The organism is Luteolibacter sp. (assembly GCF_039920825.1).
Lineage (GTDB): Bacteria > Verrucomicrobiota > Verrucomicrobiia > Verrucomicrobiales > Akkermansiaceae > Luteolibacter.
Genome location: NZ_JBDSCX010000070.1, coordinates 60,113 through 71,789 on the forward strand (window position 1 = coordinate 60,113; position 11,677 = coordinate 71,789).

Annotated in this window: 14 protein-coding genes; 9 read left to right on the forward strand and 5 right to left on the reverse strand. The window is 58.3% G+C overall.

All coding sequences use genetic code 11. The features are described from left to right. Nucleotides 1–62: 62 nt before the first annotated feature. The 4 genes from ABIQ96_RS20415 to ABIQ96_RS20430 are packed head-to-tail and all read left to right on the forward strand — an operon-like array spanning nucleotide 63 to nucleotide 2,592. Nucleotides 63–494, forward strand: a complete 432-nt coding sequence (locus tag ABIQ96_RS20415) for a hypothetical protein (protein WP_348216486.1) — start codon at nucleotides 63–65, stop codon at nucleotides 492–494. Then, nucleotides 491–1,156, forward strand: coding sequence for an urease accessory UreF family protein (locus ABIQ96_RS20420; protein ID WP_348216487.1), 666 nt, complete (start codon nucleotides 491–493; stop codon nucleotides 1,154–1,156). The genes ABIQ96_RS20415 and ABIQ96_RS20420 overlap by 4 nt, the downstream gene beginning before the upstream one ends. Then, entirely contained in the window at nucleotides 1,122–1,760 is a 639-nt protein-coding gene (gene ureG / locus ABIQ96_RS20425; protein WP_348216488.1) for an urease accessory protein UreG, read from the forward strand. Before ABIQ96_RS20420 ends, ureG begins: the two co-directional genes overlap by 35 nt. After that, nucleotides 1,741–2,592: an urease accessory protein UreD gene (locus tag ABIQ96_RS20430; RefSeq protein WP_348216489.1), complete on the forward strand. Its 852-nt coding sequence runs from the start codon at nucleotides 1,741–1,743 to the stop codon at nucleotides 2,590–2,592. The genes ureG and ABIQ96_RS20430 overlap by 20 nt, the downstream gene beginning before the upstream one ends. 194 nt (nucleotides 2,593–2,786) lie before the next feature. On the opposite strand, the gene ABIQ96_RS20435 is transcribed toward ABIQ96_RS20430, so the two are convergent. The 5 genes from ABIQ96_RS20435 to ABIQ96_RS20455 form a co-directional block, all read right to left on the reverse strand. Continuing rightward, nucleotides 2,787–3,590, reverse strand: coding sequence for an HAD hydrolase family protein (locus ABIQ96_RS20435; RefSeq protein WP_348216490.1), 804 nt, complete (start codon nucleotides 3,588–3,590; stop codon nucleotides 2,787–2,789). 3 nt (nucleotides 3,591–3,593) lie between these two features. Next, nucleotides 3,594–4,751, reverse strand: a complete 1,158-nt coding sequence (locus ABIQ96_RS20440) for a hypothetical protein (protein ID WP_348216491.1) — start codon at nucleotides 4,749–4,751, stop codon at nucleotides 3,594–3,596. Nucleotides 4,752–4,794: 43 nt separating this feature from the next. After that, on the reverse strand, nucleotides 4,795–6,201 hold the full coding sequence (locus tag ABIQ96_RS20445) for a hypothetical protein (RefSeq protein ID WP_348216492.1): 1,407 nt from the start codon (nucleotides 6,199–6,201) through the stop codon (nucleotides 4,795–4,797). Between the two features lie 35 nt (nucleotides 6,202–6,236). After that, nucleotides 6,237–6,914 (reverse strand): hypothetical protein, encoded by a 678-nt coding sequence (locus tag ABIQ96_RS20450; RefSeq protein WP_348216493.1) that lies wholly within the window; start codon nucleotides 6,912–6,914, stop codon nucleotides 6,237–6,239. A gap of 176 nt (nucleotides 6,915–7,090) precedes the next feature. Beyond that, nucleotides 7,091–7,366 (reverse strand): HU family DNA-binding protein, encoded by a 276-nt coding sequence (locus ABIQ96_RS20455; RefSeq protein WP_348216494.1) that lies wholly within the window; start codon nucleotides 7,364–7,366, stop codon nucleotides 7,091–7,093. 460 nt (nucleotides 7,367–7,826) lie between these two features. Between ABIQ96_RS20455 and atpB the strand changes: the two genes are divergently transcribed. The 5 genes from atpB (at nucleotide 7,827) to atpA (ending at nucleotide 11,658) form a co-directional block, all read left to right on the forward strand. After that, nucleotides 7,827–8,702 (forward strand): F0F1 ATP synthase subunit A, encoded by an 876-nt coding sequence (gene atpB, locus ABIQ96_RS20460; RefSeq protein WP_348216495.1) that lies wholly within the window; start codon nucleotides 7,827–7,829, stop codon nucleotides 8,700–8,702. A 72-nt stretch (nucleotides 8,703–8,774) separates the two neighbouring features. Next, nucleotides 8,775–8,999 (forward strand): ATPase, encoded by a 225-nt coding sequence (locus ABIQ96_RS20465; RefSeq protein ID WP_348216496.1) that lies wholly within the window; start codon nucleotides 8,775–8,777, stop codon nucleotides 8,997–8,999. Nucleotides 9,000–9,085: 86 nt separating this feature from the next. After that, nucleotides 9,086–9,649: an ATP synthase F0 subunit B gene (locus ABIQ96_RS20470; protein ID WP_348216497.1), complete on the forward strand. Its 564-nt coding sequence runs from the start codon at nucleotides 9,086–9,088 to the stop codon at nucleotides 9,647–9,649. Between the two features lie 26 nt (nucleotides 9,650–9,675). Next, a complete protein-coding gene (locus ABIQ96_RS20475) occupies nucleotides 9,676–10,068 on the forward strand; it encodes a F0F1 ATP synthase subunit delta (RefSeq protein WP_348216498.1) in 393 nt (130 codons plus the stop codon). A 48-nt stretch (nucleotides 10,069–10,116) separates the two neighbouring features. Next, complete coding sequence (gene atpA / locus ABIQ96_RS20480; RefSeq protein ID WP_348216499.1) at nucleotides 10,117–11,658, forward strand: F0F1 ATP synthase subunit alpha; 1,542 nt, start codon at nucleotides 10,117–10,119, stop codon at nucleotides 11,656–11,658. The last annotated feature ends 19 nt before the right edge of the window (nucleotides 11,659–11,677 follow it).

Genomic DNA, 11,677 nt, shown 5'->3' on the forward strand with positions numbered 1-11,677 from the left:
TTCGGCATGACATCTGCTCATCATGCGATGAACATGTCGCGACTCTTTTTCATCCGCCACCCATGCATCTGATCCTGCGCAAGCTCGCGGAGACATCTCTCCGATCACCCGACGGACAAATCGTCCTCTCGGCCGAGCGTCGGCAGTTTCTCAAACGCCGCTGGCGGGGGAGCGCTGAAGATGGGACGGAATTCGGATTCGATTTGGAGGATCGCCTCACGGATGGCTGTGTCATTTTCCAACAGAACGGTTGTGACTATGTTGTTCGGCAACTTCCGGAGACGGTCTATCAGATTTTATGTGGAACACCTGATCAAGCCGCGCTCGTAGGCTGGAAAGTGGGCAACCTCCATCTTCCCGCACAGATTGTTGAAGGTGCGATTTGGGTCCTGCACGATGAGGCGATGGCCCAACTCTTGGAACGCGAAGGATGGGAGTATTCCGAACCCGAGGTTCTTTTCACTCCCATGAAGGCGATGGCCCATACCCCATGAGTGCCGATCCCACACTCTGGCTTCTCCAGGCCAATGACACGGCTTATCCGTCCGGTTCCTACGCCCATTCCTTCGGTCTTGAAGAGCTGGTGGAATCCGGCGTCGTTAGGTCTGCACAGGACTTGGAGAATTTCATCGAAAAACAAATCCTACCCGCGCTTCTGATTTTTGAAATCCCTCTCTTCGCCCGTTCGCATGCGGCGGTGAATTCGGGGGATTCAAAAGCGATGTTGGAAATCGACCAAGAGCTCGATGCGTGGAGGATTCCCGCAGAACTCCGCGACGCCAGCCGCCGGATCGGTTCGCAGCGTTTGGACTTGTTAGCGCAGCTCGATCCTTCGCCGCTCGTCCTCCGCTACCGCGAACTTTCGCCGCGCAGCCACCATCTTGTTGTTACGGCGCTGGAGCTTTCGTCGCTGCCGGTCAGCCAGGCGGCGCGCGCGTTTGCTTTCCAAGCCATCGTCGCGCTGACTGCCGCTTCGATGAAGCTGATGCGCATCGGTCAGACCTCCTGTCAGTTGATCGCCCGTCGGTCGCTGGTGAAACTGGGAGAAAAAATCGACGATTCACTTTCCCAACCCGTTGACGGTTGGTTCAATCCGCTTATCGAAATCGCCTCACTTCGTCATGCCCGCGCCAACCACCGACTCTTCATTTCCTGACAAACGTCCTTTCCGTCTCGGTGTCGGCGGCCCTGTCGGCTCCGGGAAAACGATGTGCGTGCTCCGTCTCAGCCAGTGGCTCAAGGACGAGATCTCGCTCGCCGTCATCACCAACGACATTTACACCCGCGAGGATGCCGAGTTCCTTCTCCGCGCGGGCGTGCTGCCAGCCGACCGGGTCATCGGAGTCGAAACCGGTGGCTGTCCGCACACGGCGATCCGCGATGACACGAGCATGAACATGGCGGCTGTCATTGATTTGGAAAACCGCCATCCGGATTTGAAACTCATCCTCATCGAGAGCGGCGGTGATAATCTATCAGCCACGTTTTCTCCCGAGTTGGTGGATGCCTACATCTATGTGATCGACGTTGCGGAAGGAGACAAAATCCCGCGCAAGGGCGGTCCGGCCATCCGCACCAGCGATCTGCTGCTCATCAACAAAACCGAGCTCGCGCCTTACGTCGGAGCGGACTTGGAAGTCATGGCCCGCGATGCGAAGATGCAGCGCGGAACGAGACCTTTTCTCTTTGCCGATCTCAAATCCGAAAAAGGAAAGGACGATCTCCTCGCCTGGCTGAAGCATGAGTATCTCTTCGTCTGAGCCCAACGTTTCCGGCAGTTCCATCAACGGACATCTCGATCTCCGTTGCGAGGTCCGTGCCGATGGCGTGCCCTTCATTTCTCGGCAGAGCTTCCGTGCGCCGATTCATTTGAGCAAATCGCATCTCGACCAAGGACATCTCGTTCAGAGCATCGTCAACCCGACTGCCGGCTTTTTCGATGGGGATCATCTGGAATCTAACATCCATGTCGCCTCCGGTGCGAAACTGGTACTCAGCACGCCGTCGGCCTCACGGGTTTACCGCACCCGCTCGGGAGCGGCGGCGGTGAGTTGCCAACATTTCCGGGTGGAGGAGAATGCATCGCTCGAATGGATCCCCGAGCCGTTCATTCCACATGCCGGTGCACGCTATGTCCAACGGACGAGGATCGATCTCGATCCGGCGGCGAGCCTGCTATTCTTCGATTGGATCGCGCCGGGGCGGGTGGCGATGGGGGAGGTTTTTTCCTATCAGCATCTGCGTTGGGAGCTGGATTTGTTTCTGGGTGAGAAGCTCATCGCTCGCGAGCGCTATGATCTCAAACCTGGCGATGACAGCTTGGAAGCGCTGAGGGCGAAATTTCCAGCAGCGCATTACCTCTCCGTCTATGCCGCAGGGGAGATGGCGGAGAGCTGGCCTGCAGAAGCTTTGGATGCGCTCAACGGCGATGATGTTTATCTCGGCCACGGCCCGCTGATCGGAGGAGTGCATGTGATCCGTGCGCTTTGTCGGGACAGTCTAGCGGCGAGGAGGCTGCTGGAAACACTTCGTCCGCTGCTTTACACCGCCGCGGGAAGCAAGCCGCCGGCGCTGGGGCGGATTTTTTGTTAGTCCGCCTCTTGGGAAAATGAAAAGGCGCGGATTCGTTTCCGAGATCCGCGCCTTATACATATCCCCCCGCGCGAGGGATAGCGGCAATGATTGCAGATGGTTTCCCCCCGGAACCCGATCTGCTTGCAGCAAGCGCGAGGTGGAAAACAACTACCCGGATACTACGGGTATGTAAATAATAAAGTTTTTAAAATTTAATTCCCCGACCCAAAATAATGCCTGAGTGCCTCGACCGAGCCGTGGCCATGGGACGCGCGGGTGACGAGGCCGCCGGTGGCGATGATCTTCCGTTTAATATCGTCCACGGCGTTGGCAGGGCAGGCGGTCATTCCGGCGTTGGCGGGATCGAGCATTTCTAAATCGTTGTGGCTGTCGCCGATGGCGAATCTGCGACCGACCGGGAGCTGATAATGATCCGCGACGTGGCTCAGGCTGCTGCCTTTCTGGAAATCCCGATGGCCGAAGCGCAGATAGATCGAATTCCGCTGCCAGGAGAAATGCGGTTCGGCGGCGACGATGGGCCCGATGTGATCGACGATCCATTCCATTTCCTCCTCGGTCTTGGAGATGATGCCGGCAGGTTCCCCCTCGAGTTCGATCCATTGAGCACCGGTGTGTTGTTCGACCTCCTGGCGGAGTCGGGCGAGGAGTTTTTTCGAGTGCTTGAAAAGTCCGTGGATTTCCTTTTCGCAGCGTTTGTTCCATTTCGTTTCGGGCAACCATCGGCCGAAATTGTTGGGAAAATACACCTCGCGCTCGCGGGCGACCACCCAGTCCGGCAGAAACGGGAACGCACTCTCAATGAAACCCTCAACCATCTGCGGCATTGAGCGGCCGGTGTTGATTCCCCAGACGATACCCTGCTCCTCGCGCAATTTGCGGATGAGTTCGAAAAAACCGACCGGCACCGGCGGATACTCGGCAGCGCAGTGCAGGGTTCCGTCGAAATCGAAGGAGAGGATCGTGGTGGCGGTGGAGGGGGCTGGAAGGGGCGTCATCGCTTATTTTTTCAGGGCATCGCGGCACCAAGCCAGGGCCATCAGCGAGTAGCCGGTGCCGTAGGCCTGATGATAGTCGTAGAGGGGATAGTCCCACCAGGAGCCGTCTTTTTCCTGACGCTCCAACAGAATCGATGCGAGGCGTTTCGCGTAGGCGGCGTGCTTTTCCTTGGGCAGCAATCGAACGGACTCGGTGAAATAATAGATGCCGTAGTAGTAGAAATAACCGGCGATGCGGAACTGCCCTTCGTGGGGCACAGGGCGCTTGCGGACGTTGCTGAGAAATCCCTCGCGCGCGAGGAATCTGTCCGCCCAGGTAGTTAGAACCTCGTCGGTGACGGTCTTTTCCCCGAAGACGCGGAGGGCTGCATTGCAGGCCTGCGAACGGCCGAGCGAACCGGCGGGGCGGTTGATGTCCACCCGCGGACGCATCCGGTGGGCGAATGAGTAAACGTAGGAAAAATCCGGTGTGCGCTGGGCGTTGACGCCGGCGATGGCGTGCTGGACGAGCTTGTCATTGAGTTTCACGCCCATGACATCGCGGGCGTGGTTCATGGCTAACAGGACCGTGGCGGTGGTGAACGATGTGGGAATGCCGGAGGGGACCTGGGTGGTGAGGCTATCGAGATCGAGATAGCCCCAGCCGCCGTTGACGTCTTCGTAGCGGTCCACGAGTTCGATCTGTTCCTGGCCGAGGCGGACCCATTCGGCCTTTTTTACGGGATCGGTTTCCCGCTGATAGAGACGGGTCATGGCGCGGAGTCCGTAGGCGTGGCCCCAGACGTTGTAGGTGGTGGTGGGGTCGGCGCGGCGGAGTTTCGGCAGCTCGGAGGCGGTCCATGCGGCGGCTTTTTCAATGGCGGCATTCACCTCCGGCCGCGCGTCGGCGGAGTCGATGAGGCCGGTTAGGGCCAGTCCTGAAGTGCCGGCCTGATAGGCCTGGTGGGCGCCGGGAAGCGGGGCGTAGATGTTGAGGTCCTTGGTATTCCGGGCGCTGCCCCAGGACCCGTTTTTGTTCTGATGGGTGAGGAGAAAATCGACACCACGTGTGATCGAAGCGTCGATGGCGGCGGGAGTGGCTTCGGCCGCCGAAGACACAAGACTGCAAGACGTAAGACATAAGAAGTAGAGAAGAAAAGAAGCGGCGGGATGACGTGGCATGAACTTTATCTCTCTTCCGTCTTCAAGTCTTATGTCTTGGGTCTTACTTCTCCGGCACCACGATGACCTGGCCGACTTCGAGACCGGAGACGATTTCAGTTTCATCGCTGGAAACCCGGCCCCGTTTGACCGGACGGCGTTCGGTCTTTCCGTCGGCGAGCTTGACCTCGACTGTCCATCCGGATGCCCCGAAGGCGAGAGCTTTGTTAGGAACGACGACAGCAGCGGCTTGTTGGTAGGCAATCAGACGGATCTGGGCAGTGGCTCCCGCGGCGGGTGTCAGATCCTTGGGCCAGGTGAGCGAGAAATCGGCGCGATAGGTGCCGTCCGCGCCGGGCGCGCCAGCCAAGGTGGCAAGCTTGACGGGGATTTCCACATCCTCGCGTCCGGCGAGGGTGGCGATGCCCGACAGGTCCGGCTTGAGTGAGCGCGCGGTGGCGTCGTCCAGGAACGAGATCAGTTCGAGTTTTACGCTGTTAGGAACGAAAGTGGCAAACGCGGTGTGAATCGGAGGACGGCCGTGCGGAACAAGGGCCTCCACAACTTTTCCCGGAGTCCAGCGGCCTTTTTCGATGGGACCGTGATAGAAGAATCCGTCGCCGGGTGCCTTGATTTCAAACAAGGCGCGGTCCGCTTCGAGTTGGGCGAGCTCTTCCTTTGCGCGCTGGTTGGCAGTTTTCAGTGACTCGAGCTGGATTTTGCCTTGCTCAATGGAGCGGGGGATTTCGGCCTCGGCTTTCTTGAGATTGATCGCCGTATCGCGTTCGTTGTTGGCGAGGGTGGTTGCTTCGCGTGGCAGGGTGACTTCGAGGGTACGCTTGTGATCGAGCGTTTCCATGCGGAGTGCGAACTCGGCGGCGGCCACGGCATCCTGCTGGCGGACCAGGATGATTTCCTCGGTCTCTTCGGTGACGTCATCCGCCTGATACATCTTGGTAAGCTGCCGGAGTTCCTCGCGCTGGTTGCCGAGGATTTGCTCGCTGCGCTTGAGGGATTGGGCGGCGGTTTCCTCGGAGGACTTGCGGCGGATCTTGGTGAAATAGGCGTTCTCCTCGGCGGCGATTTCCGCGGCGCGGCGGAGGGCGTCCAGTTTGTTAGGCGCGGTTTCCTGGAGGAGCTTGTTGTCGAGTTCGGCCTGTTGGAGGGCGAGTGTGCCGGCTTCCAACGCGCGCCGGGCATCGACGAGTTTTTTGTCGATGTCTTCGGGATCGAAGCTAACAAGAATATCGCCTTTCGCGACCTTGCTGCCGTGCGCTGCGATTTTCGTGATGGTGAACTCGGCCCACGCTTTCGGATCGAGCTGGATCAAGGTGCCGTCACCGACGGGAAGGGCGACAGCGCTGACGGATTTCTCAACGACGAACGGCTGTTGCTCGATCGTGATTTCACCGGCGTGGGATGCGGCGGCGATCAAGGCGGGAATGAGGTGCAAAGGGGTGATACGGGCCATGGGACGACGCAATCAAACACGCCATCCGTGAAAGATCAATCCACCGCTTTGCCTTTCCGCGCGAGCCAGATCGGCAGGAAACGCGGCTTTCTGGCATTTGGCGAGGAGGGGACGGTGAATTCGGCAACCTCGAAACCGGATCCCTGGAGGCGACGGGTGAGATTGGCGACGTGACGTGAGCCGGCGATGGCGAGCAAACCGCCCGGTTGGAGCGCTTCGAAGGCGGCGGAAACCCAGCGGCGTTCATCGATCCAAGTGCGGTTGCGCGGGCCGGTTGGCGAGGCATCGAGGTGGACGAGGATGGCGTGGAGCGAGCCGTCCTGGCGGATGAGCGCCTGCGGGCTGCAATCGTTTTCTAACAAAATACGGGGTTCCACGAGTAGCGGGCTGTCGGGAATATGGGTGCGGTGCCATTCGGGAATCGCGGCCATTGGTTCGGCAACGATGAAAGTGGCGCGTTTCTGCGGGAGTTCCTTGGCGACCGCGGCGATGGTGTGGCCGAGGCCTAGACCGCAGAACCAGATCTTCGGCTGGCGGGCCGGACGGAAGGGAGCGCAGGCGAGCCGGGCGAGTTCTTCCTCGGCGGCACGGGTCGCCGGGCCGCAGATCTGCTGGCCGTGGACGAGGAGGAACTTGCGTCCGTCGTGTTCCTGGAGTTCAAGGACGTTGCCGTCGGGCAGTTCTGTTTCTGCTAGAGTGATTCGTGGTTTCATGGAGCTTGGAAGCGGTCTTGCCCGCGCGGGGCTTAGCGGATGAATGGTGCCGTGTCCACTGAAGCCGGAAAATCGATTTTGAAAACCCTGATCCGGCTAAAAGAAAACCCCGGCCAGAAGGCCGGGGTTTTTTTGGTTTTTTTTGTCGATGGAAAAGAGGCCGGAGCCTCCGGGGATCACAGGCTGCCCTTGAGGACGGAGGAAGGCTTGAAACCGACCGACTTCGATGCGGCGATCTTCATGGCTTCTCCGGTCTTCGGGTTGCGACCTTGACGAGCGGCCCGCTTCTTGACTTCGAAAGTTCCGAAACCAATGATTTGGACTTTTTTGTCCTTCTTCACACCTTTGGCGATGGAAGAGAGAACGGCTTCGAGGGCTTCATCGGCAGCACGCTTGGTGGCGTCTTTTCCGAGGGCGGCTTGGATGGCTTCAATGAGTTCAGCTTTGTTCATGGCAGCGACGTTTCTGCGAATGCGGTCGGTTGTTGGCAAGAGAAAATCTGATGAAACGACCGCGATTTTTTTCCAGCGACTGCTTGACTTATGCGGGTTTCAGGGTGCCGGAGCGGCTTGGATAGACCGGGTGGAGTTGTCGTTGGCGCAGATGCCATTCGGTTAGCGGACCGCATGGCGACCTCGGATGTGCACCGTAATTCGCTGCGGAATCGGGGATGCCCGGAAGAGGCTGGCTAAATGGCGTGAGGGGAAAAGTTTCGTGCGACCGAAGGATTTGCGGTTGAATTCACAATCCGCTCTGTAGAAATCCGATCACTTGTTAAGCTGCTCGCAATGCTGTGAAACGTTGATCAGCAAAGGATTTTTCGGAGCTTGTGAAATTTTTCACAAATAGATCTTGCGAAGGTTGGTGACGATCCTTTAAAGACCCCGCGCCCACCGTCAGCGGGTTTCCTGCATGCGTTTTTTCCTTTCCACAGCCATTTTCTGGATCTTGAGCCCGCTCGCCGCGTTCGCGGCGGAGGAGGGTGAACATCACGCGCTGCCTCTGCATGCGGAGAGGATTTTCGGCGATCTGCCGATCACCAACTCGATGGTCATGACATGGGTCGCGGCATTGATCGTGATTGTTTTTGCGAAGCTTGCCACCCATCAGATGAAGGCCGTTCCGACCGGTCTGCAAAACCTCGCCGAGTGGCTGGTGGAAAGCCTGTATGGATTTCTGGAAGGTATCCTCGGTGCTCACCTGGTGAAGCGCACATTCTGGTTTTTCGGTGGGGTTTTCATTCTGATTCTATTCACCAACTGGATCGGATTGCTTCCGGGCGTCGGCACCATCGGTTGGGAGACGGTTGATGGCCACGGTCACCAAGGATTCTTGCCTTTCCTTCGTGGTGGAAATGCTGACCTCAACATGACGGCGGCGTTGTCTTTGATCTTCACGGCGCTGTGGTTCTACTGGGCGGTGTCGGAGAACGGCCCGGTTGGTTTCCTGAAACACATTTTCGCTCCCAAGGGTCATTTCAGCGGATTCATGAAGGTTTTCATGATTGTGATCTTCTTCGTCGTCGGTGTGATCGAGGTGTTCTCGATCCTCCTCCGCCCTGTGGCGCTTTCCTTCCGGTTGTTCGGTAACATTTTCGCAGGTGAAACGATGTTGGAAACCATGATGAATCTGGTTCCAAAGCAGATCGCGTTCCTACCCGCGCTGCCATTTTACTTCCTCGAGTTGCTGGTTGGTTTGATCCAAGCCCTCGTCTTCATGCTTCTGACTTCCGTTTTCCTCAAACTGATCTGCGACCACGGCGACGATCACCACGAAGAAGCCCATTGATCCTTTCCCGCCCTGACCATGACATGATCGTGGGGAGCGGAAAAACAAACACAGCAACACCACAATAAATTCATGAACACCATCATCGACCTCAGCCCGTTCCTTGGCGAAATCACCGGCAGCGTGCAAAACGGCATGGCCGCCATCGGCGCCGGCCTCGGCATCGGACTCCTCGGCGCGAAAGCCGCTGAAGCAACGGGCCGCAACCCGGGTGCATCCGGCGCGATCCTCACGCTTTCCATCATTCTTGCAGCGCTCGTCGAAGGTGCCTTCTTCGTTGCCGTTCTCGTCAAGTAATTCATTCCAAGCCGGCGGGTGAATAGCCCGCCGGCTTCGCTCCTTTTCCTTTTCCATTTCATTTTCTCTAACCAGCCAATAGCGCCATGCTAGATTACATCAACGTTCTTGCGGTAGCAGCCGAGGCCGCGCCCGGTTCCGCCAATCCACTCGAATCCATCATCAAGACGTTCCACGTCGAAGGTTGGCTTCTCGGAGCGCAGATCGTGAACATCGTGATCGTGCTTTTGGTTCTCAAGAAATTCGCATTCGGACCGATTCTGGCCATGCTCGAAGAGCGCCGCGCCCGCATCGTCGCCGGTGAGGAAAAGATCAAACTCATCGAGCGCCAACTCGCCGACTCCGTCGAAACGACCGCCGCTGCAATTTCGAAGGCCAACGACGAAGCCGTCCGCATGGTCACCGAGGCGAAACAAGGTGCCGCCTCTTTCACCGAGCAAAAGGCGCAGGAGGCTATTGCCAGTGCCCAACAGATTCTCGCCAAGGCGGAAGCCGCCGCGAAGGCCGACCGCGACCGTCTCGTCGCCGACCTGAAGAGCGAGTTCGGCCGCCTGGTCGCTCTAACGACTTCGCAGGTGACCGGCAAGGTTCTTACGGCGGACGACCAGAAGCGCATCAACGAGGACGCGCTCGCCAAGGTTGAAGGTTGATTCCCAATTTCCCTTTTCAATAGCCCATGAAGATTTCCAAAACCGCCGCCGCCGCCGCCCGCCGCCTGTTCGGGCTTTGCCAGACCAGCGGCCGGTTTGACGAGTCGAAGCTGCGCCAGGTGATCGCGAGTCTGATGGCTTCCAAGCCGCGCGACTACCGCGCCATCCTCGCCGCACTTCAACGTCTGACCCGGCTTGAACTCGAACACCGCAAGGTGACCGTCGAGAGCGCCGTGGAAATGGACGAATCCACCCGTCAGCGGGTGGTTGCCGGACTGACCAGCCAATATGGTGCCGGTCTCGACGTGCAATACCAGGTCACTCCCGCGCTTCTGGGAGGCCTTCGCATCCGCGTGGGCAACGATGTTTTCGACGGTTCCGTCCAGGGCCGCATCGACCGCTTCGCCAACGCATTCTAACGATTTTATCTTCGCTTAAAAACTTTAACTGAAAACCGAATACTTGCCATGAGCAGCATCCTCCAGGAACTCGAACAACAGATCGCCGGCATTGCGTCATCCGTCGAAAAAACAAATATCGGCACGGTCCGCAACGTCGGTGACGGCGTGGCCAAGGTCGAAGGTCTCTCAGACGTCATGCTCAACGAGATGATCGAGTTCGGTGGCGGTGTCACCGGGATGGCTCTCAACCTTGAAGAAAGCGAAGTCGGCGTCGTGCTCCTCGGTGACTATGCCGCGGTTAAAGAAGGTGCCGAGTGCCGCACCACTGGCAAGCTGCTCTCCGTGCCTGTCGGTGAAGCCGTTCTCGGCCGTGTCGTCAACGCCCTCGGTGCTCCGATCGACGGCAAGGGCGACATCGTCGCCGCTGCTTACTATCCGATGGAAAAAATCGCACCGGGCATCATCAAGCGGAAATCCGTTTCCGTCCCCGTGCAGACCGGCATTATGTCGATCGACGCGATGATTCCCGTCGGCCGCGGCCAGCGCGAACTCATCATCGGTGACCGTGCCACCGGCAAGACCACCATCGCGGTGGACACCATCATTTCCCAGGCCCAACAGAACAAGGCTGCCGAGCAAGGCAAGCTGCAGAACCACAAGCCGCTCTATTGTATCTATGTCGCCATCGGCCAGAAGCTGTCGAATGTCGCCCGGATCAACAAGATCCTCGATGACGCCGGCGCGATGGAATACACCACCATCGTTTCCGCTTCCGCTTCGGACGCCGCTGCCATGCAGTATCTCGCTCCTTATGCCGGCTGCGCCATCGCTGAATATTTCATGGATCAAGGCAAGGATTGCTTGATCGTGTTCGACGACCTTTCCAAGCACGCCGTCGCCTATCGCCAGGTGTCGCTGATTCTCCGCCGTCCTTCCGGTCGTGAGGCTTATCCAGGTGACGTGTTCTACCTCCACAGCCGGTTGCTCGAGCGTTCCGCCCGTCTTTCCGAAGCCGCGGGCGGTGGTTCGCTCACCGCGCTGCCGATCATCGAAACACAGGCTGGTGACGTTTCCGCCTACATCCCGACCAACGTGATTTCCATCACCGACGGTCAGATCTATCTGGAAACCGACCTTTTCTATCAAGGTATCCGACCCGCGATTTCGGTCGGTCTTTCGGTGTCCCGCGTAGGCTCCGCCTGCCAGACCAAAACGATCAAATCCGTTGCCGGCACGACCAAGCTCGACCTCGCGCAGTATCGCGAGCTTCAGGCTTTCGCCCAGTTCGGTTCCGATCTCGATGCTTCCACCAAGAAGAAACTCGATCGCGGCGCCCGCATCGTCGAGCTCTTCAAGCAGAACCAATACAGCCCGCTCGCGATGGAGATGGAATCCATCTATCTGTTCGCGATGCAGAACGGTTACTTCGACGACGTTTCCGTCGCCGATGTGAAGCGCTTCCAAGCCGCTCTCGGTGATTTCTTCAACACCCGCAAGGGCGACTTGCTCGACAAGATCCGCAATGAAAAGCCGGATCTCAAGAAGGACGCCGCGATGGTCGATGCCGTGAAGCAAGGCATCGAGGACTTCAAGAAGTCCTGGAAATAATTTCCTCCTCTTCCTTGAT